The organism is Candidatus Izimaplasma bacterium HR1 (assembly GCA_000755705.1).
GTDB lineage: Bacteria > Bacillota_I > Bacilli_A > Izemoplasmatales > Izemoplasmataceae > Xianfuyuplasma.
The window spans coordinates 1,053,864-1,078,249 of sequence record CP009415.1 but is presented as its reverse complement, the minus strand read 5'-3'; the positions used below and the strand labels follow the sequence as shown (position 1 = coordinate 1,078,249).

Sequence of the window (24,386 nt, the reverse complement as noted above, 5' to 3'; positions counted from 1 at the left end):
TATATAGAAAGCAAATAAAAAAGACCATCAGTTAAATGATGGTCTATTTTCTAATTTAAGTTCAAGAATTTCACCACTTGTTACTAAAGCGATGAAGATATCTACTAAGTTCGGATCAAATTGTAATCCTGAGTTTTTTCTTAATTCATATACTGCCTGCTCTAAAGATAACCCTTTTCGATAAGGACGATCTGTTGTCATTGCATCAAATGAATCGGCAATACAGATAACACGACCTAGAATCGGTATACTTTCCCCTTTAATTCCACGAGGATATCCTTTACCATCATATCTTTCATGATGAGATATAACTACAGGGACTGTATCAATCAGGTTAGGAATATGTTTAATAATATTGATTGATTGAACAACATGACCTTGCATTATTTCATATTCATCAGGAGTTAAGAATCCTGGTTTAGATAGTACACTTTCAGGTACTCCCACTTTTCCAATATCATGTAATAATCCAGCATTTTTAACTGTTTCTATTTGCTCATCATTAAATCCTGCTCTTCTAGCTAATGCTTCACTCAATACAGCGACATTATTACTATGGCCGTATGTATAGTGATCTTTAGCATCAATTGTTGCTGCTAAAGCATAGATACTAGAAATAAAGGCATCTTTGATTTGGGCTTGAACTTGTGAATCAGCACTTTGTTTATCTTTGTCTTTACGATAAACAATTGTTTTATTTCTACCTGATTGCTTACCTTGATGAACAGCTTTATCAGCTTTAGTAATTAATTCTTCCAAAGTACTACCATCCACATTGTAATTCGAGATACCAATTGATACAGTAAGGAACTCACGTATATCTTTTGATAATAGAAATTCACTTTCTACGGTTTCTCTGATTCTTTCAGCTCGTTTATATACTTCTTCTGGTGAGTAATCTGGATATAAAACAACAAACTCTTCTCCACCATATCTTACTAACATTTCAGTCTTAGATGTAACGGTTTGAATTATTTCAGCAATACGTTTTAAAGCAACGTCGCCACTAGCATGTCCGTAAAGGTCATTATAGATTTTGAATTGATCAATATCAATCATTGCTAAACCAAAGCGAGTATATCTTTTCTCTTTAATCCATTCATTCGCTGTATCTTGGAAATAGCGGTGATTAAAGAGTTTTGTTAATTCATCTGTAATTGATTGTTTTTGAATCAATTCGATTGTTTTCGCGTTTTCGATAATTGCTGCTGCATTGTTAATGATTGTTGTTAAGAATTCTGTTTCTTCATAACTATAAGGTGTATCATCAGCACGACCTGAGATTACAACCATACCAACGATTTCATCCATATGTCTAATTGGGACAATTAACTCGGTGTTCATTGTATGAATCATTTCTTTTTCACTATCCCATAATCCTTTAAACATTACGTGGTTATCAATCTGGTTTTTAAGTAACAGATTATTTCCATTTTTAAACCATCTAATAACCGGATGATTGAAGTTGAAATAGATTTGACGATAATCTGTTTCATCGCTTGATGAGTCTCTTAATTTATACTTTGTAGCACCTTTTAAAAGGATGCAAACCTTTTTAGAATTTATTGCATCAATTATAGCGTCGATAAGTGATTTAGAGATTAGTTTTAAGTCTAAAGATGAATTAACTAATGCACTGAACTCTTTTAAGACGATTTGGCGATCTGTTAAACCACGATAAAAGACGTGTTTAGTTAATTTCTGTAACAATAGTCTAATTGGTTCTAATAATAGGAAAATTGGTGACATAATCAAAAAGACTGTCGATAGGCTAGTATCACTATATTTTATGGTTATAATATTATAAGCAGCTATTACTAGAAATGCATACACAGTAAATAAAACGATATTATAGACTGATATAGAAATCCCTCGTTTCACAACGAGGTTAATTTCTAAGAATTTATTACGGTAAATCGCAAATGTTATTAAAACAGCATTTACAGTATTAAATAATATATCGATACCGATTTTTCCTATCTCGGTATTTATGTTACTTGCTCCACCGATTACTACTAAAGAAAGACCGATAATTACTAGTCCAACTTTACGTAAAGATACTTCCTGATTAATAGTTTTCTTAACCATAATCCCAAGAGCTATAATACTATATGTCATCCCAACAACAGCAAAAGTGTATGCTCCCCATGGGTTAACGATATATTGATATTCTCCATTAGCATCAATCCAAGAAGATGAAATAATATTTCCTGTGAAAGCTAATATTATGAAAATAAAACTAATTAAGTATCCAATTCTAACAATTGGCTTCTTGTCATATTCATCAGTTAAAACATAACTAAATCTTAGTAACAAAACCGGTACAGATAAATACCCAATTTGAAGTGCTTTATTCCAGAAGAATGTTCCAGGATAAATATCTAGTTTCATTAGAAAAGATCCTAATGACCAAATCATCATAGCCGCAACATATAAGCTAAAAGTTTTAGCTAATTTTGTGCGGTTTGATGTTAAGATAATCATTAAGATTATTCCATACAGTATAAATGATATTAGTGGAATGATAATTATTATGTTGAGCTCCATATCAGCACCTCTTTGTCAGTAGTGAGTTTACATTCCCTTTATAATAGTAAGTTCTTCCTTATCCGGATTTATTCTTGAGATAGTACGTGAATACTCATTCTTGAATGAATCGAATGCTCCATCTTGAATTGTTGTTAATTTCAATGGATCATAACCAAGCATTGAATGAACATCACTGTAATCAGAATCAACAATTTTCATCTGATTGTTAATTCTATTACGAATTTCATCTAATGATTGCTTAGCTGTGTTTTCAAAGTAAAGATTAATGTATGGTCTATCCTCACCATACTCTTTAACAGCTGTCCAATTATCAATTCCTAAATCTGCTAATTTTATTGCATCACCCATTATTTGCTTTGTAATACGAGTGAATCCTGCAAGATCGATTATATTATTAACACGATCTAAATACTTAACTTGTGGTAATTTTACTTTATCTTCTTTATTTTCAAGAGCTATACATTTCATAACATCACCGATACGGTAACGAACAAATGCTCCTCCTCTTAATTTAGTTATAACTAACTCGTAAACTTCTCCTGCTTTTAATTCATCAAGAAGGATAGTTCGAGGTTGGTAACCTGGATTTTCTTGTTCTTTTTTCATTTCTACTTCAGGAATAAATTCCAAGAAATTTACATCTGGAAAGAATGTTAAACCATTTCTACTCCATGTTTCTGTAGCTACACCGGCACTTTCAGTTCCACCAAATATTTCTAATGGTGTAATCCCAAATAAGTGTTCTATTTGTGATTTATATGTATCAGAGTCTGTCCCACCGCATACAATACCTTTAAACTCGAACAAGTCTTTCGGTAATAGTTTTTCCTTTTTTACTTTCTTTTTCCAAAAAGCTTTAACTAGTTTGACTGCCTGTTTAAAGTTCCCTGGCATCATAAATTTACTAGAACCTTCACTGTTACTAAAAGTTTCTCCTATTTTAACTAGCACACTTGATACTCCATAAAATAAATCAGCACCATTTTTTATTGCTAGTCTAAACCCTACCACATTACGATCTTTAAAGCTAAGTTTCTCAGCTTGTTCTGTATTTGGTAAGTACTTAAAATCAATGTGATGCTTTAAGATATATGGTGCGTATCCTGTAAGGTAGGGACGTGGCGCCATACCATATAAGAATTTATCATTATTTCGTAAATTAAAATGCCCTCTTCCTTTACTCGTTGAGATTATTAGTGCTGATAAGAACATCTTAGTATTTTCCTCAACCATAGATTTTGAATATGGGGCAAGTTTTATTGATCCAGCACCACCTTTCCAAGTTGTTTGAACCCAATGTAAAGGTTCACTTGGTAAGTCTTCGCTCTTTTTATTCAAAAGAGTTTCAGCGTAATCCTCATAAGTTGTTAGTGGTACTTTTTTACGAAAATCTTCTACAGTGTTAATGCGATTTCTTCCAAAGAATTGCTTTCCTAAGTTACAATCTTTTAATAGTTCGATTTGTTCCAGAAGTAAACGGTTTTGAATATCCATAAACTCCTCAATTGATAAATCTAAAAAACCTAAATAAGCCTTCCAAATCTTATCATAATCCTCATCTCGTAGCATCTCTCTAAGTGTTTTCATTCTTTCCTCCAGTTTTTTGTAGTAATAAATCTCTTTACGCTTAAGTAATTTGGAATAACCATTGGTGTTGATTTAATATACTCAGAATAATTTGGAAAAATTTTGACAAGAATATATTTTTCCTGAACTATAACATAGATTGTATTTACTGTTGTCCAGATAATAGCTGAGAGTAATAAATAACTATTTTGACTGAATAAAGCAAGAAATATATATGCTAAGAACAACCAAATAACGCCTGGATGGCGAACTAGAGAATATGTACCGTTGGTCACCAATTTTGGTTCAGCGAACTTCTGGTAGGAATTTCCTCCAACTTCAATAAATACAGAATACACCAATAATACCATAAAAATTACAGCAAACAACAAGCTAGCAATTCGTAAATAACTGTTAATAAATAAATCGGCGTTGTAACTTACCAATTCAAATGTTGAAAAGATTATTAATGCTAAACCTAAAAAGGCAAAAAAGTACTTAAAAAACACTTGGTTCTTTAATGACATGAGATCAAAAACCAATAGTGCAATGAAACCAAATGCACCAATTAATATATATAACATACAATCACTCCTTTTTAACGTTTATTACAATTAATATATATTATATTATATATAAGAAAAAGGTCATATATGACCCATATTTCAAAAAGTTTTTTGGTTCAGCAAATTAAAGTGCCACTTTACGGCTTATTTAAGACCTTAAACCCCTATTTAAAAAAATGTCTAAATATCTATTGTAGTGAAAACGCTATCATGTTATAATGTAGTCGATTTAAGGTAAAAACAAAAATATTGGAGGTTACTTTTATGTTTCAAATACTCGCAATAAATCCAGGTAGTACTTCTACCAAAATTGCAATTTATCAGAATGAAGAATTAATTTATAAGAAAAGCATTAGACATAGCACGGAAGTTATTCAATCATTTGATCGTGTTTTCGATCAATATAATTTTCGAAAGGATGCTATTTTAGATACCCTTAAAGAAGCAAATATCTCGATTGACTCATTTGATGCAATCGTTGGTCGTGGTGGTTTGTTAAAACCGATTGAAGGGGGTACTTATTTAGTTAATGATGAGATGTTAAACTTCATTGAAAGTGCACCTCGTGGTGAACACGCAAGCAACCTTGGTTGCGTTATAGCCAAAGACCTTGCCGACCCTTTAAATATTCCCGCATTTATTGTTGATCCTGTTGCCGTTGATGAGATGGAAGACATCGCAAGATTCACAGGTATGCCATCAATTCAAAGACAAAGTTTATTTCATGCATTAAACCAAAAGGCAGTTGCCTTAAAAGCGGCTAAACTACTTAATAAAGACTATCATGATATTAACTTAATAGTTGCTCACTTAGGTGGTGGAATTAGTGTAGGAGCTCATGAACTTGGAAGAGTAATTGATGTAAATAATGCCTTAGATGGAGATGGGCCAATGTCTCCTGAACGTAGTGGAAGTGTACCGCTTGGTCCACTATATAAGATGGCTCTTAGTGGAGAACATACTTTAAAAGAAATCCAAAGAATGAATTACGGTAATGGTGGCTTGGTAGCACATATCGGAACTAATGATGGATTAGAGATAAATAAACTGATTGAACAGGGTGACCAGAAAGCAAAATTTATGGTTGAAGTGATGTGTTATCAAATCGCAAAAGAGATCGGTAGTTGTGCTACTGTCTTAAAAGGAAAAGTTGATGCAATTGTTTTAACAGGTGGTCTTGCGTATGATGATTTCATTATTGATGAAATTAGATCACGTGTTTCATTTATAAGTGAATGTATAGTATTCCCTGGTGAAGATGAAATGGAATCTTTAGCTTATGGAGCTCTACGAGTATTAAAAAATATAGAATCACACAAAGTATATAAATAGGAGGGGTAAAATGATTAAAACAATTAATGATTTAGTATTAAAAGCTAAAGAGATTGAAACTAAAACTCTGGTTGTTGCTTGTGCTGCTGATGAGCATGTATTAGAGGCAGTTGAAATGGCAAGACAAGAAGATATCGTTAATCCTATCTTAATAGGAAACAAAACTGAAATATTAGGAATTTTCAAACAACACAATATCAATGAGAGTAATTACGAAATCATTGATGAACGTGATAAACCTACTGCTTGTTTAGAGGCAGTTAAATTAGTTAGTGCTAACAATGGTTACTATTTAATGAAAGGCCTAGTAGATACAAGTGTAATCTTAAAGGCAGCGTTAAATAAGGAATTCGGTCTAAGAACTTCTAACCGTATTTCTCATGTATCAGTTATGGAAGTACCAACTCATGATAAACTACTTTATATGACAGATGGTGCAATGAATATAGCACCTAACTTAGATGAGAAAAGACAAATAATTGAAAACAGTGTAAAAATTGCTCATGCTGTTGGAAATAAACTACCAAATGTAGGAATCATCTGCGCAGTAGAAAAAGTGAATCCACAAATGGAAGCCACTTTACATGCTGCTGATTTAGTAAAGATGAATGAAGATGGAATCATTAAAGATTGTATCGTTGGTGGTCCTTTTGCAATCGACAATGCAATTAGTGTTGAAGCTGCAAAACATAAAGGAATTACAAATCCAATTGCTGGAAATATTGACATTCTTGTAATGCCACGTATCGAAGCTGGAAATGTATTTTATAAAACAATGATGTTCTTAGCAAGTGCAAAAAGTGCAAGTGTAATTGCAGGTGCGAAAAAACCTATTGTGCTAACAAGCCGTGCCGACTCTAAGGAAAGTAAATTTTACTCAATTGCTCTTGGCGCATTAGTAACTAACTTATAGAGGTGATATTATGTCAACTAGAAGTAAATTAAAACGAGAAGAAATCGGTACTACTACTCCTAACTTATTCAGTAGAATTAGATCGACTATCGAAACTGCATATTATAGAAATAACGTTATTAAAGTTACTTCTATTTCTGAAGCTTATAATTTAGCTAAAAAACACAGTGGTACAATCGTAACTGATTTAGATGTCCATCGTGCAGAGGATTTAGGTTTGCCTAGTGATGCTAAAGTATTAGTCTTTAATGATGGTGTAATTACTGGTAGGCAAGCTCATGCAAGAAGATTGGTAAACCATAAAACACAAGAGAGTTATGCAAAGACTTTACGTAATTCAGTTTTCAATTCACGTAAGAAAAAAATGTATCATGGTGTTGCTTATGTTGGTCTTCATGAAGACTTCATGGTTAAAGCACATTTGTTAATCCCTGAAGGATATGAGAACACTCTTTATTCGTGGATGTTAAACTTCCAAAATCAAACTCCAGAAATGGATGAACTGTATAATAACTCAACAGAGATTAACGAAGGAGACATCTTCTTATATTCTGATCCAGATGAATTCATTGATGAACATCCTGAAGGTTTAAGCCTATTTGATCACAAAAACAATGTTGGTGCTTTATTTGGTCTTAAATACTTTGGTGAACATAAAAAAGCTACTCTAACTATGAGTTGGAGTGTAGCTTCAAGAAATGATTATACAGCTTGTCATGGTGGACAAAAACGTTTTAATTTAGATAATGATAAAACATTTATCGCTGGGGTATTTGGTTTAAGTGGTAGTGGTAAAAGTACAATCACTCATTCTAAACATGGTGGTAAATACGACGTTACTGTACTTCATGATGATGCCTTTATCATTTCAAACAAAGATGGTTCAAGTATCTCTTTAGAACCATCATATTTTGATAAAGTACAAGATTATCCAACTGATAGTCCTGACAATAAATACTTGTTAACTATCCAAAATGTAGCTGTTACTCGTGATAATAACGATCAATTAGTCCCAGTCACTGAAGATATTAGAAATGGAAATGGAAGAGCACTTAAATCTAAGTATTGGACTAAGGATAGAGCATATAAATTCAGTAATAAAGTAGATGCAATATTCTGGATAATGAAAGATGATTCTTTACCACCACTTCTTAAAATCAACTCCAGCACTCTAGCTAGTACATTAGGAGCAACTCTTGCTACAAAACGTTCTAGTGCTGAACATGGAGCTGTTACTAATAGACTAATTATTGAACCCTATGCTAATCCTTTTAGATTATACCCATTAAGAAGAGATTACAATAAATTTAAAGATCTCTTTGAGAATCAACAAGTAGATTGCTATGTTCTTAATACTGGTTATTTCCTAAATGAAGATATTAGACCTAAAACAACATTAGGTCTAATCGAAAAAATAGTAACAAACGATATTGAGTTCAAGAAATTCAACGGTTTAGATGAAATTGAATATCCTGAAGTAGAAGGATTTAATCCTAACTTCAATGATGCTAAGTACATTAATCTATTCAAAGAAAGATTAAGTTCTAGAATCGACTTTATCAATAATTTATTTAGTCAAGATATCTTGCCTGTCGGAGCGAAACAAAGTATCCAAAACATAATCGACAAAATGTAAAAAAAAGTGCCCTAGGCACTTTTTTGTTTTTGATACACTATTTCAATTAATAACATGAATATCCCAAGTGAAATCATCATTACATGGATTCCGTAATAATCACTGAGAAATCCAGCTAGTGGCGCTAAAATAATGATCATGAGCGATGTTAGTTGTGATTCAATTGATAAAACACTAGCTCTCTTATCATTTACAGTTGAATTGCCTATAAGTTCTACCATATATGGTTTTCTAACGTTTAAATATACATAGAATAAGATAAATGCAAAGACAACAATAAATAAGTTATCCATAAATAAACCAAGTACTATACATGTTATCCCAGTTAATATCCACATCATTGAAGTTATACTACCTTTGGTAAATAATTTTTGTAAAAGATAAGCATTCTTTGTTACAAATATATTAACAAAATGAGCAGTAAAGTATATCAACCCAATATAGATTTTTGTATTCTCATCAATTGTGAAATTGCTAAATAATAGTAAAGTAATACCTAACCCTACAAAAATTGGTTGAATATAGTCTTTTATTGTCTTAAATATAGCATTATAACTTGATGAATTTAGTATAACTGCATTTAATTTTCTTGTTGTAAGTGCATATTTTACACTGCTAATGCTTTCCTTAATAAAGCTAGTGAATTTAAACTCTGTTTCAAGTTTTTTATTTAGAGATTTCGGATAACTTAAAATTAGTCCTAAATCAAATATATATGGAATTATAGCAATTAGGAATAAATAAGAAAGATTTGGAGTAAAGACCACAAGAGCAATTCCAGTAATACTACTAATTGCAGAACCAACATTAGAATAACTTCTCGTTAATCCATATACTTGTGATTTACTTTCTTTTAAATCATTCTCATCAAGATACTGCATAATCATTGCTTTATGAGTTCCACTTCTAAAAGCTTCTCCTAAACCATACAATGAGATGGCAATAATAAACAAGCCAAAATTATTTGAAAAGAAAAACATAACGAATGAAAAGATGTAGAAGATAAAACACAGAACAAGTTCGTTTTTCCTACCAAAGCGATCAGCCAAAACACCTGAAGGTATCTCAAATATATATACTATCGTTTCCCGAATTGCATATAAGGCTCCAATTTCTAGTAGTGATAAACCATTTACAAGGAAATATAACCACAAAAAAGGTTCAAAAAACTTTAAGTTTTTTAATAACCCATAAAGTCCGAATTTAATTATTTGAGTATTCTTCTTAATAGTCATAATCCTCACCTACTCTAAAATTATACTCTTGAAATTCCTAATTGACAATAAAAAATAGGTGAATAAATCACCTATTTTGCTTGTTTCCAACCAATAATTACTTCATCATATGTAATTCGTGCATGAAGCATATATACCCCTGACGCAAATGACATCTCGATAGTTTTACCATCAAGTTTCCATTCGTTAATAACAGCCTTCTCAATATAATCTAATGCTCCCTCAACATCTAAAGGAAGTTCTTCAATTTCTTTATCTTTGGAATTTAAGTCCTCTCGATAAAGTTTTTTTATTTTCATATTCTCAATAACAAATAAGCAATCTGTTGCATGAAGAGCATCAAATGTAGTATTCTCAGGATGTCCTCCCTTAACTTCAAGAGTGCTTAAATATAGGAATACATTATCTCCTTCAATTAAAGCGTCATCTATCAAAGAATTCCTAAAATTAATTTCTTCAATAAAACCTGGAGTTAATATAGGAAACTCATGGTGATATTTCTCATATATTTTCTCAGTTTCTGTGATATCCTCATCATCTTCAATTGAAACTGAATTGTCATTAATAATTACTTTTATTGGGCGAATCATAAAATCTTTCTCTTTATCAAAAGTTTTACCCTTTGCTTCTAGTATTTCAATAATTGGTTCTACCTCTTCTTGGAAAAGATCAGTACTAAGAACAATTTTGTGTTTATTCTCTTTGATTAATATTCCTTCTTCACCAATTTTAAAATCAGTAATTTCATCAAATTTAAGAACGATGAATTCGCGTTTACTAATTCTTTGAATCAAGTGTTTTGGAGTTACAATTATCGCTTCGAATTTACTCTTTGTTAAGGAATAAGGAGCTACAATTAAAACTGCTAATAATACAATTATGATACCTAACGACATAAAATTAGCAAACACCTCAAATACATCTAGTAGGTAAAATATTAACGCTACTACAAATAGAATAGTGGAATACAATACAACTCTACTTCTTCCTCTATGAATTTCATGGATAGCATAGTCCTCTAATTGATAATCAAATTTCGATTTCATAATTCTACGTAAAATTTCAACCATTTTATCACCTCTTACTACTATTTTATCACAAGTTTTTTATTATACAAAAAGCAAACCCTTATTATTTTAATAACTATTTTAAATCATTAATATAAATGTCAAATTTATGCAATTTATTTGTAGGTATAAATTGCATAAAATGTTATAATTATTGTGTTAAATCTAATTATATTTGGGGTGATTATATGTCTTTTCTAAACAACCATAGTGATGGTAAAAAAATGGTAGATAAAGTATTCAAAGCAGCTATTAAAGCTAAAGAGGCAAAAGACAAATTTGGAGACGATGAAGTTGTTGATGCAACTTTGGGAACTCTATTTGATGAAGATGGAATCTTTGTTGCGTATGACAGTGTTTGGGGTCCTTACGATCAACTAGATAAAGTCGAAAAAGGAAGATATGCTAGAAGTATCCAAGGTAATCCTTTATACCGTGATGCCGTTTATAAATGGTTATTCGGCGAAAATGAAATGCCTGCAGAAATAATTGTTTCACCTGGTGGTGCTGGTGCTGTTAGTGCTACGATGCACAATGTCTTAAATCCTGGTGACACTGTTATCAAACCTTCTCAGGGATGGGGACCATATAAAACTATGGCTAATGAATTTGAACTCAAATTGGATAGTTATAATTTATTTAAAGATGGTGCCTTTGATATTGCTGATTTCAAAGATACTTTAACTAAGTATATGAATATACAAGGAAAAGTCTTAGCTATCATTAACGATCCATGTCATAACCCTACTGGTTATACCATGAGCAGTGATGAGTGGGATCAAGTTCTTGATTTCTTAAATGAATTATCTAAGCAAGGTCCTGTAGTAATAATAAATGATATTGCATATGTAGATTACTCAACAGACCCTTCATGGAAGGACCACTTCCTTAAGTATCGTAATCTTGCAGAGAACGTTATGATTGTGATTACATTTAGTTTATCTAAAACATTTACTGCATATGGTGCTCGTGTTGGAGCTAGTGTTGTTGTTTCTAGTAATAAGGAGGAGTTAGCTAAATATAAAGACGCAGCTATCTATAGCGCTAGAAGTATTTGGTCGACTTGTAATAATAGTGTTATGGAATTATTTGCTAAAATAACTACTGATGAAACACTATATACAAACTATATTAATGAGAAGCAATACTATATTGAATTATTAAAAGAAAGATCGCGTATTTTTATAAATGAATGTGCTTCTGAAGAAATAGAATTATATCCGTTTAAAGAAGGTTTCTTTGCAACATTAAAAGTTGTCGATGACAATGAGAAAGAAGCTTTAAATTTAAGACTACAAAAAAGTAATATCTTTACTGTTGAAGTAGATGGTGGATTAAGAGTAGCTTTATGTAGTGTTCCTAAAAGGAAGCTTCGTGGTTTAGCTAGAAAAATTAAAAAGTGTATGTAAAAAAAAAGATGAATCTTGGATTCATCTTTTTTATTTTAGTCTAATTTTAGTTCGTGTAACCATCCTTCAGGAGCTTCAACGTCTCCGTAATAGATACCTACTAATAAATCATATAGTTTTTTGATTGTTGGTCCAACATTACCATCACCAAATTGATGTACATTTCCTTGATGTGTAATTGATTTAATTGGTGTAATAATTGCTGCTGTACCACAAGCACCAGCTTCTTTAAATTCAGAAATGTTGTCGACGAAGCATTCTCTTTCTTCTACTTTCATTCCTAGATAGTGTTCTGCTAAGTATAAAATTGATCTTCTTGTAATACTTTCTAGAATAGTTGGTGATTTTGGAGTAACAAGAACGTTGTCATGTGTTACTGCAAAGAAGTTTGCAGCTCCAACCTCATCAATTTTTGAATGTGTTTGTGGATCGAGATAAATAACCCCAGCATATCCAGCATCTTTAGCTTGTTTACGTGGATATAAAGATGCTCCGTAGTTACCAGCAAATTTAACTTTACCCATACCATTACCAGCTGCGCGATCATATTGAGTTGTAATGAAATCTAAAGCTTGCAAGCCACCTTTGAAATATACTCCAACAGGAGCACAGAAAACACTTAATAAGTATTCGTCTGATGGTTTTACACCTAAGTTCATTCCTTGTCCAATAACAAATGGTCGCATGTATAATGATTGTCCGGTACCATATTCAGGAATATCATCAATATTCGCTTTTGCTACACTTGTAATAGCTTCGAAAAATAGTTTTTCTGGGATTCTTGGAGCTACTATTCTTTCCATTCCTCCATTAATTCTTTCGAAGTTTAGGTCTGGTCTGAATAAATACACTTTACCATTTTGATGTTTATATGCTTTTAAACCTTCAAAAATAGCTTGTCCATAATGAAATACATTTGAACCTTCGTGAATTGTAATGTTTTTATCTTCAGTTAGACTTCCACCATCCCAAGCACCATCTTTGGTCCAAGCTCTAAATCGATATTTAGTTTCTTTTAATGCATACCCCATAAAATCACTCCTTTTTTGGGAAAGCTATTAATATTTACCTTGTGCAATCATTGCGTCTGCAACTTTAGTAAATCCGGCAATATTCGCACCAGCGATTAAATCATATCCGAATCCGTAACGTCCACTAGCACGTACACAGTTGTTGTAAATATTTTTCATAATTCCACGTAATTTTAGATCCACTTCTTCTGCAGTCCAGCTCATACGTTGAGAGTTTTGAGACATTTCAAGAGCACTAGTTGCAACCCCACCAGCATTTGCAGCTTTACCAGGACCAATTACTACTCCAGCAGCTTGTAATAATGCAACTGCTTCATTTGTTGTAGGCATATTTGCGCCCTCAACAAGATATTTAACACCATTTTTGATAATCATTTCAGCGTCAGCTGGATGAATTTCATTTTGTGTGGCGCAAGGCATAATAATATCTACTTCTCTAACCCATGGTTTTTCACCTGGGAAGAATTCAACTCCGAAACGATCAGCATAATCTGTAATCTTACCATCAGTATTTGCTCTCATTTCAATCATGAAGTCAATTTTCTCTTGAGTAACGATACCTTCTGGGTCATAAATATAACCTTCTGGTCCACTTAAAGTAACTACTTTTCCACCTAAATCTCTAACTTTTTTACAAACACCCCAGGCAACATTACCAAATCCTGATACTGCTACTGTTTTGTTTTTAAAGTCTAATTCATCATGTTTTAACATTTGTTGAGCAAAATATGTAGCTCCGTAACCAGTAGCTTCAGGTCTAATTAAAGATCCACCATAATCTAAACCTTTACCAGTTAGAACACCATTTTCAAATGCCCCTTTAATTCTTCTGTAATGCCCGAATAAGAATCCGATTTCACGTCCACCAACACCGATGTCCCCAGCAGGCACATCAACATTTGGTCCAATATGGCGATATAATTCAGTCATAAAGCTAACACAGAATCTTCTAATTTCTTCATCTGATTTTCCAAGAGGGCTAAAGTCAGAACCACCTTTACCTCCACCAATAGGAAGTCCAGTTAAACTGTTTTTAAAGATTTGCTCAAATCCTAAGAATTTGATTAAACCTAAATAAACAGACGGATGGAAACGAAGTCCACCTTTATATGGACCAATAGCTCCATTAAATTGAACACGGAATCCTCTATTTACTTGTGTATCTCCTTCATCATCAACCCAAGGTACTCTAAATTGGATAGCACGTTCTGGTTCAACGATTCTTTCTAATATATTGTTATCAATATATTCTGGATGTTGATCTAAAACAGGACCTAAAGAATGAAGTACTTCTGTTACTGCTTGTACGAATTCTTGTTGGTTTCCGTCTTTATGTTTAACAATTTTTAATGTGTTTTTGATATATTCTTTTGTTTCAGGACTAACTACATCATCAGTTTCAGTAGCAATTTTGAAACTATCGAATTTATGAACGAATAATCCACTACGTAATTTTGGTTCGAACCAAGTTGATTTAGCAGGCATAATTAATCCACTATCAGATACATCCATGATTTCACTCATAGACACTGGGTACATTGCGAATCCACATCCATCAAGTTTATCAGTTTTATCCTTTAAGCCTTTTAAACCTCTAATTCCACCAACAAAACTAATTCTTGATGAATTACGCATGTTTTTGATTCCTAAGATATTATTTAAAACATGAGTTTCTAAGATTGAAGCATCAATACATTCTAATAAATCAGATTTATCGACAACTCCCTCTTTTAAAGTTAATTTATACCATTCCTTGTTTACATACATTCCAAAAGTTCCACGTTCAGTAGGTTTATAAGGAGCTTTTGATGGAGTAACCACAAATATTTCTTCTAATAGACGGAAATATTCATCAATTGGTAATCCGTTTGGATCATGTACAACACGGTTGTAAGGTAAAATATTTAAGTTTGATTCTGGGAAAATCACACTCATAAAGAAGTTAAATTCTTCTGTACCAGTATAATTAGGATTTTCTTCACGTCTTTTTAATGCAACTTTGGCAGCTGATGCAGAACGGTGATGTCCATCAGCAATATATAAGCTTTCGATTCCACCGAATAACTCAGTGATTTCTTTTACTAACTCTTCATCATCAATTGCCCAAGCAACATGACCAACACCATCATCTGTAACCATGTCAAAATCTGGAGTTTTTTGTGTCCACGCTTCTAATATTTCATTTAAGCGATCATTGTCGCGATATGTTAAGAAAATTGGTGCAGTGTTTGCATCACAACGATCAAAATGGTTTAAACGATCTTTTTCTTTACTTAATAATGTTAATTCATGTTTTTTGATTACGTTATTCACATAATCATCAACACTCGTACAACCTACAAAACCAGTTTGTTCTCTACCATCCATAATTTGACGGTAAACATAAATCATTGGTTGTTCATCTTGTACTAAAATTCCATCATCTTCAAATACTTTTAAGTTCTTTTGTGCTTTTTTGTAAACTTTTACATCATATGGATCTGTTGACGATGGGAAATCAATTTCAGATCTAATGATATGTAGGAAACTATAAGGGTTTCCTTTAGCCATAGATTTGGCTTCTTTTCTATCCATTACGTCATAAGGTAATGAAGCAACTCTCTCCACTAAGTCTTTTCTAGGTCTTAGCGCTTTAAAAGGTCTAACAATAGCCATCTTTATCCTCCTAAGATAAACTTTCTAAAATTACTTGTATTGTTTCTTCACCAATACGAGCTTGAGCTTCTATAGTTGAAGCACCGATGTGAGGTGTTAAAGAGATTTTATCACTTGTATAAATCAACTCATTTTTAGTTGGCTCTTCTTCATATACGTCAAGAGCAGCTCTTTCAACAATCCCTTCATCTAATGCCTTAAGAAGTGCATTTTCATTCACCACACCACCACGAGCGGTATGGATTAAGTACATCCCTTTTTTCATTTCATTGAAGTCTTTTTCATTTAAATAAGGTCCAACTTCTTTATTGAATGGGATGTGTAAACTAATAAAATCGCTTGTTTTTAATAGTTGTTCTTTGCCAACAAATTTACATTCAGTCATTAAGTCACTTTGACCTAACATATCATCATATATAACTGTCATACCAAGAGCCATTGCTTTTTTAGCAACACTTCTAGCGATTCTACCAAATCCTACTAAACCAAGTGTTTTACCATTTAGTTCAATACCTTTATATTGTTTCTTATTCCATTTTCCAGCGCGCATTGTAACGTTAGAAATGTATATATGTCTTGCTAAACTAAACATATGTCCAATTGCAAGTTCTGCTACTGCATCACTAGAGCTGTTCGGAGTATTACGAACTGTAATCCCTTTTTCTTTTGCGTATGCATGATCGATATTATCAATCCCTACACCTGCTCTAATAATTAGTTTTAATTGTTTTGTTTCTAGTGCGATATCAATTAGAGATTCTCTAACTTTTGTTGCACTACGTACGATAATACAATCAACTTTTTTAATCATTTCATCAAGGTCTGCGCCTTGATAATGATTTGTATCTACTTGGTATCCTAATTCTAATAATTTTTCTTCAGCAGATTTGTCGATACCGTCATTAGCTAATATTTTATACATATAATCACCTATAAATTCCAAATAGCTTCAATTTCATTTAATAATGCAAGTAAATCTTCTTCTTGACGATCAGCCATATGAGCAATACGGAATGCTTTTTCTTTTAAATCTCCGTAACCATTACTGATCATAAATCCTCTTGTTGCTAATTCTTTGTTTAATTCAGCAACACTGTTACCTTTAGTATTAAGAATAGTTGTTACAGTATTTGAGTAAAAACCTTCTTTAGCATAAAGTTTAAAGTGTTTATTTGCCCAATCTCTAACTATGCTTGCTAAGTGTGTATGTCTATCAAAACGATTGTCTATTCCTTCTACATTGATGATTCTATCTAATTGATAATCTAGAGCCCACATATGTGGTGTCGATGGTGTTGAAGGATATTGATAATCTTTTTTAACACGATTTACAACATTTAGTAAGTCTAAATAGAAACCTCTATTCTCAACTGTCTCTGCTCTTAAAATAGCTTTTTCACTAACGCTTGCTACTGCTAGTCCTGGAGGAAGTCCTAAACATTTTTGAGTTGATGCTAAACAAATATCAATATTTGATTTATCAACTTCAACTTTAGCTCCACCTAAACTACTTACAGTATCAACTAAATATATTACGTCAGGATATTTAGCTACTACTTGTCCAATCTCATAAACAGGATTCATAATACCACTTGATGTTTCATTATGAGTAACTGTTACAACATCGTACTTCCCAGTCTTTAATGCTTCTTCTACCATTTCTGGTGTTGTTGGCATTCCTGGTTCTGATTTAAACTTATCAGCTGGTATATTGTTAGTTACTGCCATTTTATACCAACGATCTCCAAACGCTCCAACACTAAATACTGCAGCACGTTTTTTAGTACATGACTTAATCGCCATTTCCATAATTCCACTACCACTTGAAGTAGATAAAATTATTAAGTTCTCAGTGTACATTAACTTTTGCAATTTCTCTGAAATACCTTTTTGTAAGTTTGTTGCAATCTTGCTTCTATGAGCAATTTGCTCTGTTGCCATTTTTTCTAAAATCTCTGGTAACACATTTACTGGTCCAGGGATAAATAATTTCAAATTCATACACATTTTCCTTTCAAAATCGAATCGTTCTAAATACATAAGCATTTTAACAACTTATCAAAACAAAAACAAGCGTTTTCATTAAAAAAAATAAAAAATTTATAACCAATTTATAAATGGCTACAAATAGCCATTTGCATTGTAACATTTTTCAATTTACATACTTTTATTTATGAAAATACTTTCATTAAATATTTAATGCTTTAATTCATAAACTATTTTTACTTTTTATTGTTTGTGAAAGAGTTTTCATAATATCCATTTTTAATATTGATTTAATTAAACCATAGTGTTAAAATATAGTTGATTTTTTGGAGAAAGAAGGTAAAACAATGAAAATATCAAACCGTGTACTAGAAATGCAGGAATCTCCTGTACGTAAGCTAGTTCCTATCGCAACAAGAGTTAAAAAACAAGGAAAGAAAGTTTATCACTTAAATATTGGACAGCCTGATATAAAAACACCTGAAGTATTTATGGATGCTATCAATAAATATGATACTTCTGTCATTAAATACTCATTCTCACAAGGGGAACCAATTTTAATTGATGCAATAAGAAATTTCTTTAAAAGGGATGGTATTATCTTTAATGAGAATAATGTCCTTATTACAAACGGTGGAAGTGAAGCAATTACTTTTTCTACTATTGCTATGTGTGATCCCGGTGATGAGATTTTAATTCCTGAACCATTCTATACAAACTATAATGGCTTTACTGGTGAAGTTAATGTTAATTTAGTTCCAATAACTACTTTAGCTAAAGATGGTTTCCATCTTCCCAAAAAAGAGGATATCGTAAAATTAATTACCCCAAAAACAAAAGCTATTTTATTTAGTAATCCAGGAAACCCAACTGGGACAATCCTCAGAAGAGATGAAATGGAAATACTCGCTGAAATAGCTATCGAAAATGATTTGTATATAATTAGTGATGAAGTATATAGAGGTATGGCTTTTGATGGTTTAGAAGCTCTATCAATGGGATGTATTGAAGGAATTGATGATCGATTAGTAATCATCGAGTCTGTTTCAAAGCGCTATAGTGCCTGTGGTGCACGTATTGGAGCTATCTGTTCACATAACGAAGACTTAATTAAGAATATTTTGAAACTTTGTCAAGCACGCTTATGTGTTGCAACTTTAGAGCAAATTGGGGCTGCTGCTTTATATTCTTTACCTACTGAATACACAGAAGGTATAAAAAACGAATATCAAGCTAGACGTGATATCGTTTTTGAAACATTAAGCAATATTGATGGCGTTGTATGTGAAAAGCCAACAGGAGCGTTTTATGTTGTTGTTAAACTGCCTGTTGATGACGCAGAAAAATTCATAATCTGGATGTTAGAGGAATTTACCCTAGATAATGAAACTATAATGTTATCTCCTGCTGAAGGGTTCTACGGAACCGAAGGTTTAGGAAAAGATGAAGCTCGTATAGCGTATGTTTTAAATACCGAAGACATGAAACGTGCTATGCTTATATTAGAAAAAGGTTTAGAAGCATATAATCAAAAATAGAACTGAGATAGACTCAGTTTTTTAGGAGGAATAAATATGTTATTTGATGCACACGCGGATATCCTAACAGATATGTATGAACAGAATAAGAAAGGTAACAGAAATTCTTTTAAAAGACGTCATTTAGATTATTATAAAAAGGCTGGAATTACCCATAGTATTTTTGTTAATTGGACAAATCCAAAAACAGAGAATACTCAAGAGTTTAATGAGATATGGGAAAATGCATTTATCGAATTGCAAAATAACAAAGATGTATTCAATATATGCTTAAATTACGAGGACATTATCAATTCCACTACTACTGATAGAATCGGTGTCATTATTGGTATGGAAGGAATTATGCAATTAGAGAGTGTCAACCATCTTACTGAGTTATATGACAAAGGTGTTAGACATGCTGGGTTAACTTGGAACGAAGTTAACAAATATGCTGCTGGATTATCTAGTGAAACTGAGGGTCTAACTTTACTTGGTAAAGAAGTCTTAATAGAGATGGAAAAACTTGGTATGATAATTGATTTAGCTCATGCAAATCCCCGTACATTTAAGGAGATTTTCGAAGTAACTACTCAACCTTTAATCATTTCACATGGAAATACAAAACAACTTTGTAATCACATTAGAAACTATACAGATGAGCAACTTAATATGATTAAAGAAAGAAACGGTGTAATTGGGATATGTGGAATAGCTCCATTCATCTCAGATAAGAAGGAAAATCAAACAGTAGCATATATGGCAAAACATATTGATTATGCTGTTAAGACTATTGGAATTGATCATGTTGGAATCGGGTTTGATGTATGCTATTACCTTTATGATAATGTAAGTAGTAATCATGTCGAAGGATTCATGAATATGGGCGAGGCAAATAACCTTTTTACAGAATTAGAGAAATTAGGATATAATTTAGAGGATATCGAAAAGATTAAATATAAAAACTTCTTCAGAGTTTTCAAAGAAATCTTATAGGTTGGTGATTAGATGACTTTAATTAAACATAATGATAAACTCCCTGTAGTTGATCCAACAGCTAAAATATTTCAAAATGCTGTACTCAGTGGAGACATCACAGTAGGTAAGAATGTTAATATCTGGTTCAATGCAAGTTTAAGAGGAGATATGGCTCCCATCTTTATTGGAGAGAATACAAATATTCAAGATAACGCTGTAGTTCACACTAATCTTAATTTACCCACACATATCGGTAAAAATGTAACAGTCGGTCATGGAGCAATAATTCATGCTTGTACTGTTGAAGACGATTGTTTGATAGGTATGGGTAGTATAATTTTAGATGGTGCAGTAATAAGAAAAGGTGCACTCATTGGCGCTGGAGCTGTAATTCCACCCAACAAAGAGATTCCTGCAAATTCATTAGTTGTTGGTAACCCAATGAGAATCATCAGAGTACTAACAGAAACAGAACTAGAAGCAAACAAGAGTAATAAGGATTTTTACCTAAAATTAATGAGTGAATATAAGTAGTGGTCAACCACTACTTTTTTTATGTCCATTTGTAAGAAACCCTAAAATTTGCTATAATAAAGATGATTAGTAAAGAGGTGATTTAATGGATATAAATAACCTTTCAATTTCAAGAGCAAAAGAACTAAAGGAAAAAACCAAGGAATTTAGAAAATTCAAACTAGGTCAAATAGGTGTTATTGAAAAAAGATATCAGCACTATCTTTCTCAAAAACAACGCCTTCTTAAATATTTCAATGCCACTAACGAAGATTGGAACAATTGGCACTGGCAAGTAAAAAATAGAATTATGGATGTAGAAACATTAGGTAATTTTATCCCACTAAGTAAAAATGAGTATTCAGAAATCAGACAAGTTGCGCTATTAAATCGTTTTGCTATAAATCCCTATTATTTAGCTTTAGTTTGCGAGGACGAAGGCCCTATTAGATCATTAAGTATTCCTTCTATTAAAGAAATACTTTCCAATGATGGTGTTTTGGATCCAATGGATGAAGAACATACTAATCCTGCGGGTAGTATAACTAGAAGATATCCTGATAGATTAATTATAAATGTTACTAATCAATGTTCTATGTACTGTAGACACTGTCAGCGAAGACGTTTGATTGATGAGACTGATAAGCAAACACCTTTGAATAAAATCGAGGATTCAATCGAGTATATTAGAAGGAACGAAGAAGTAAGAGACATTTTACTTACTGGTGGAGATGCATTACTTCTATCTAATAATCACTTAGAGTATATTTTGAAAGAATTACGAAAAATACCACATGTTGAAATAATACGAATTGGTACTAGAACACCTGTAACAATGCCAATGCGCATTACTGATGAACTAGTAAATATGATAAAAAAATATCACCCCATTTATCTAAACGTTCATTACAATCATTTTTATGAAGTTACACCTGAAAGTAAACAAGCATGTGAAAAACTTTCAGATAATGGTATAGTTGTTGGAAATCAAGCAGTTCTATTAAAAGGTATTAATGATGACCCATTTACTATGACTCTGTTAAATCAGAAACTATTAGAAGCAAGAGTTCGTCCATATTATATTTTCCATGCAAAAGATGTTAAAGGTACAACTCATTTTATTCCACGACTTGAAGATGGTTTAAAAATCATCGAATTCTTACGTGGAAACACATCAGGTCTTGCTATCCCAACATATATAATGAACGCTCCAAAAGGTTTGGGTAAGGTTCCATTACTCCCAAAATATATCCATAAAACAGGTAAAGACACTTATACAATTAGGACCTGGGAAAATAAAACATTTGATTATAAAGAAAAGTGATTTCACTTTTCTTTTTTAATTCATATGATATTAGTAACAATTTATCTAATTCGTTAGATTGAGCTAAACATAAATAAAAAGTGCCGCAAATTTGCGACACTTTTTTTTTATTTAATTCCTCTTTGTTTTGGTGTTAATTCTGGAGTATTAAACTTAACTGCTTCTTTCATTTTCGAGACAGTTTTCTTAGTTTTGTTTTTCTTTGATTTTTTGTATAAATACTCATCAATAGCTTGAGCTGAACGATGTCCATCAGCAACACCACTAATTAAGTCTGGACCTCTAAAGATGTCTCCACCAACAAATAACCAATCAAGTTTTTCAACTTGTCCTTGTTCGTTAGCTTTGATTTTTCCACGACTAATTTCGATAGTATCTTGGAAGCTTTTAGGAATGTAGTCATAATCTGGTGATTGTCCGATAGCGATATAAACTTGTTCACCATCGATAATCATTTCACAATCTGAATCAAATTCAGGATTGAATTTACCATTTTTGTCAATGATACATAAACATTTCCATAAACGTAATCCTTCAACATTACCTTTTTTAGAAATCATGATTTCTTGTGGTCCATTACCACATAAGAATTCAACGCCTTCTTCTGCACCTTCAATTACTTCATCAGCGCTTGCTGGTAACATATCAGCGTTTTCTAGTGATGTTAATTTGACATTGCTTTTTCCATATTTAAGCATTTGTAATCTAGTAGCACTTCTAGCAACATCAAATGCAACATCTCCACCACCGATTACGATGACACTTTTAGCTACATCAATATCTTCTAGTTTTAGATTACCTCTCTCATATTCTCTAACTTGAGGTAAGAAATCCATTGCTCCGATAACACCTTTATTTTCACTACCAGGAATATTCAAATTTCTTGGTTTAAAGAACCCAGTTCCTAAGAATACAGCATCATAATCTTTTTCAAGTTGATCCATAGTTATATCCTTACCAACTCTTGTGTTGGTTTGAATATTTACTCCGATACTTTTAATGAAATTGATATCTTTATCAATTGCAGAATCTGGAAGTCGATATGCAGGAATACCATATCGCATAACTCCACCAGTTAATTCTTTTTCTTCAAATACATCAACTTTATAGCCCATTACTTTTAAGTAGTATGCAGCACCTAAACCGGCTGGACCACTACCAACAACAGCAATTTTAGCGTCAATAACTTCACTTACAGGTTCATTAATAATTTTCTCATACATGTCAGTTGGAGCGCTATCGATAATGTATCTTTTTAACCATCTAATTGCGATTGCTTCACCTCTGACAGCAATGGCACACGATGTTTCACAGTTATGAGTACAAACTCTACCACAAACACCAGGTAATGGATTAGTTTCATAGATTTGTCTTAAAGCACCTTCAATGTCGTCTTCCCATATTGCTTTAATATATTCAGGGATATGCATTTGGACAGGACAACTACTTGTACAAACACCACATTCAACACATCTTGCGGCTTCCATTTTTGCATACTCTTTAGAGTATCCTCTAACGATTTCAACAAAACCTTTTTTACGTTCGTCAATATTTTCATGAACCATATCAACACGTTTTAAATCTAATAAATCACTATTTTCATCTTTTATCCATCCTTCTTTAACTTCTTCACCTTGCCATGTTGCTTCTGGCATAATAATGAAGTCATCAGGATTGATATTAGCATAAATATATTCTTTACTCATTTTTAGTGAACCTGTGGTACATGTATCAACACATAAAGCACAGAAACAACATCTTCCGTAATCAATTACTGGTCTTTGTTGTAGTTCTCCAGCTTTCTCATCAACGTCTAATCTTTCAACCATTGTGATGGCTTCTGTTGGACATATTTCTTCACAAGTAGCACAACCTATACAGTCTTCCCAATCATTAGTATGGAATCCTCTAAGGTTATCTGCACCTTCACGAGGTGAAGATTCTAATCTTTTTTTATCTTTAATAATTGAGTTTTTGTTTAAATAGTCAGCGTTTTTCTTTGTCATTATATCTTCGAATGGTATGGTTACAGGTTCTTTAAAGAGATATTTCCATAGTCTAATTGGATTAAAGATACTTACTTTAGGATATTTTTTAGCCATTTGTAT

The 24,386-nt window shown here is 32.3% G+C and carries 18 protein-coding genes and 1 pseudogene; 8 read left to right on the top strand and 11 right to left on the bottom strand.

Features of this window, described 5'->3' with window-relative positions; genetic code table 11:
- Positions 1-27: 27 nt before the first annotated feature.
- Genes KQ51_RS05235 through KQ51_RS05225 form a run of 3 tightly spaced genes read right to left on the bottom strand, consistent with a single transcriptional unit; the run spans position 28 to position 4,700 of the window.
- Complete coding sequence (locus KQ51_RS05235; protein WP_038469785.1) at positions 28-2,547, bottom strand: diguanylate cyclase; 2,520 nt, start codon at positions 2,545-2,547, stop codon at positions 28-30.
- Positions 2,548-2,574: 27 nt separating this feature from the next.
- Positions 2,575-4,137, bottom strand: a complete 1,563-nt coding sequence (locus tag KQ51_RS05230; protein ID WP_038469782.1) for a GH3 family domain-containing protein — start codon at positions 4,135-4,137, stop codon at positions 2,575-2,577.
- The gene (locus KQ51_RS05225; protein WP_038469779.1) at positions 4,134-4,700 is read right to left on the bottom strand and encodes a methyltransferase family protein; all 567 of its coding nucleotides are present in this window, start codon (positions 4,698-4,700) and stop codon (positions 4,134-4,136) included. Before KQ51_RS05225 ends, KQ51_RS05230 begins: the two co-directional genes overlap by 4 nt.
- 246 nt (positions 4,701-4,946) lie before the next feature.
- Here KQ51_RS05225 and buk point away from each other — a divergent pair, with 246 nt between their 5' ends.
- From buk to KQ51_RS05210, 3 genes are read left to right on the top strand one after another with little or no spacing between them, the layout of a single operon-like run.
- Positions 4,947-6,014, top strand: coding sequence for a butyrate kinase (gene buk, locus KQ51_RS05220; RefSeq protein WP_038469774.1), 1,068 nt, complete (start codon positions 4,947-4,949; stop codon positions 6,012-6,014).
- Positions 6,015-6,024: 10 nt separating this feature from the next.
- Positions 6,025-6,927, top strand: coding sequence for a phosphate butyryltransferase (locus tag KQ51_RS05215; RefSeq protein WP_038469771.1), 903 nt, complete (start codon positions 6,025-6,027; stop codon positions 6,925-6,927).
- 10 nt (positions 6,928-6,937) lie between these two features.
- Entirely contained in the window at positions 6,938-8,563 is a 1,626-nt protein-coding gene (locus KQ51_RS05210) for a phosphoenolpyruvate carboxykinase (ATP) (RefSeq protein ID WP_038469768.1), read from the top strand.
- 11 nt (positions 8,564-8,574) lie between these two features.
- Here KQ51_RS05210 and KQ51_RS05205 read toward each other — a convergent pair whose 3' ends face one another.
- Both KQ51_RS05205 and KQ51_RS05200 read right to left on the bottom strand, forming a co-directional pair.
- Complete coding sequence (locus KQ51_RS05205) at positions 8,575-9,798, bottom strand: MFS transporter (protein WP_038469764.1); 1,224 nt, start codon at positions 9,796-9,798, stop codon at positions 8,575-8,577.
- Positions 9,799-9,869: 71 nt separating this feature from the next.
- Positions 9,870-10,868: a hypothetical protein gene (locus tag KQ51_RS05200; RefSeq protein WP_038469761.1), complete on the bottom strand. Its 999-nt coding sequence runs from the start codon at positions 10,866-10,868 to the stop codon at positions 9,870-9,872.
- Between the two features lie 185 nt (positions 10,869-11,053).
- On the opposite strand from KQ51_RS05200, the gene KQ51_RS05195 reads away from it, so the two are divergent.
- The gene (locus KQ51_RS05195) at positions 11,054-12,274 is read left to right on the top strand and encodes a pyridoxal phosphate-dependent aminotransferase (RefSeq protein WP_038469758.1); all 1,221 of its coding nucleotides are present in this window, start codon (positions 11,054-11,056) and stop codon (positions 12,272-12,274) included.
- A 35-nt stretch (positions 12,275-12,309) separates the two neighbouring features.
- Here the strand turns inward: KQ51_RS05195 and KQ51_RS05190 are convergent, their stop codons facing one another.
- The 5 genes and pseudogenes from KQ51_RS05190 to KQ51_RS05175 all read right to left on the bottom strand — a co-directional run bounded on the left by KQ51_RS05190 (position 12,310) and on the right by KQ51_RS05175 (position 17,961).
- Positions 12,310-13,305: a branched-chain amino acid aminotransferase gene (locus tag KQ51_RS05190; RefSeq protein WP_038469755.1), complete on the bottom strand. Its 996-nt coding sequence runs from the start codon at positions 13,303-13,305 to the stop codon at positions 12,310-12,312.
- Positions 13,306-13,332: 27 nt separating this feature from the next.
- Positions 13,333-14,667, bottom strand: coding sequence for an NADP-specific glutamate dehydrogenase (gdhA, locus tag KQ51_RS09745; RefSeq protein ID WP_038471795.1), 1,335 nt, complete (start codon positions 14,665-14,667; stop codon positions 13,333-13,335).
- A gap of 336 nt (positions 14,668-15,003) precedes the next feature.
- Positions 15,004-15,960 (bottom strand): annotated as a pseudogene (locus KQ51_RS09860) (DUF1015 domain-containing protein); the annotation flags it as partial.
- A gap of 10 nt (positions 15,961-15,970) precedes the next feature.
- Entirely contained in the window at positions 15,971-16,882 is a 912-nt protein-coding gene (locus KQ51_RS05180; protein ID WP_038469752.1) for a D-2-hydroxyacid dehydrogenase, read from the bottom strand.
- Between the two features lie 8 nt (positions 16,883-16,890).
- Positions 16,891-17,961 (bottom strand): pyridoxal-phosphate-dependent aminotransferase family protein, encoded by a 1,071-nt coding sequence (locus tag KQ51_RS05175; RefSeq protein ID WP_038469749.1) that lies wholly within the window; start codon positions 17,959-17,961, stop codon positions 16,891-16,893.
- Positions 17,962-18,293: 332 nt separating this feature from the next.
- Here KQ51_RS05175 and KQ51_RS05170 point away from each other — a divergent pair, with 332 nt between their 5' ends.
- The 4 genes from KQ51_RS05170 to KQ51_RS05155 all read left to right on the top strand — a co-directional run bounded on the left by KQ51_RS05170 (position 18,294) and on the right by KQ51_RS05155 (position 22,278).
- Positions 18,294-19,484, top strand: coding sequence for a pyridoxal phosphate-dependent aminotransferase (locus KQ51_RS05170; RefSeq protein ID WP_038469746.1), 1,191 nt, complete (start codon positions 18,294-18,296; stop codon positions 19,482-19,484).
- Between the two features lie 36 nt (positions 19,485-19,520).
- Positions 19,521-20,459 carry a dipeptidase gene (locus KQ51_RS05165; RefSeq protein WP_038469743.1) on the top strand — a complete coding sequence of 313 codons (939 nt, stop codon included), beginning with the start codon at positions 19,521-19,523 and terminating at the stop codon, positions 20,457-20,459.
- 12 nt (positions 20,460-20,471) lie between these two features.
- On the top strand, positions 20,472-20,975 hold the full coding sequence (locus tag KQ51_RS05160) for a gamma carbonic anhydrase family protein (RefSeq protein ID WP_038469740.1): 504 nt from the start codon (positions 20,472-20,474) through the stop codon (positions 20,973-20,975).
- An 85-nt stretch (positions 20,976-21,060) separates the two neighbouring features.
- Complete coding sequence (locus KQ51_RS05155; protein WP_038469738.1) at positions 21,061-22,278, top strand: KamA family radical SAM protein; 1,218 nt, start codon at positions 21,061-21,063, stop codon at positions 22,276-22,278.
- 107 nt (positions 22,279-22,385) lie between these two features.
- Here the strand turns inward: KQ51_RS05155 and KQ51_RS05150 are convergent, their stop codons facing one another.
- A complete protein-coding gene (locus KQ51_RS05150) occupies positions 22,386-24,380 on the bottom strand; it encodes an FAD-dependent oxidoreductase (RefSeq protein WP_071162089.1) in 1,995 nt (664 codons plus the stop codon).
- Positions 24,381-24,386 lie beyond the last annotated feature (6 nt).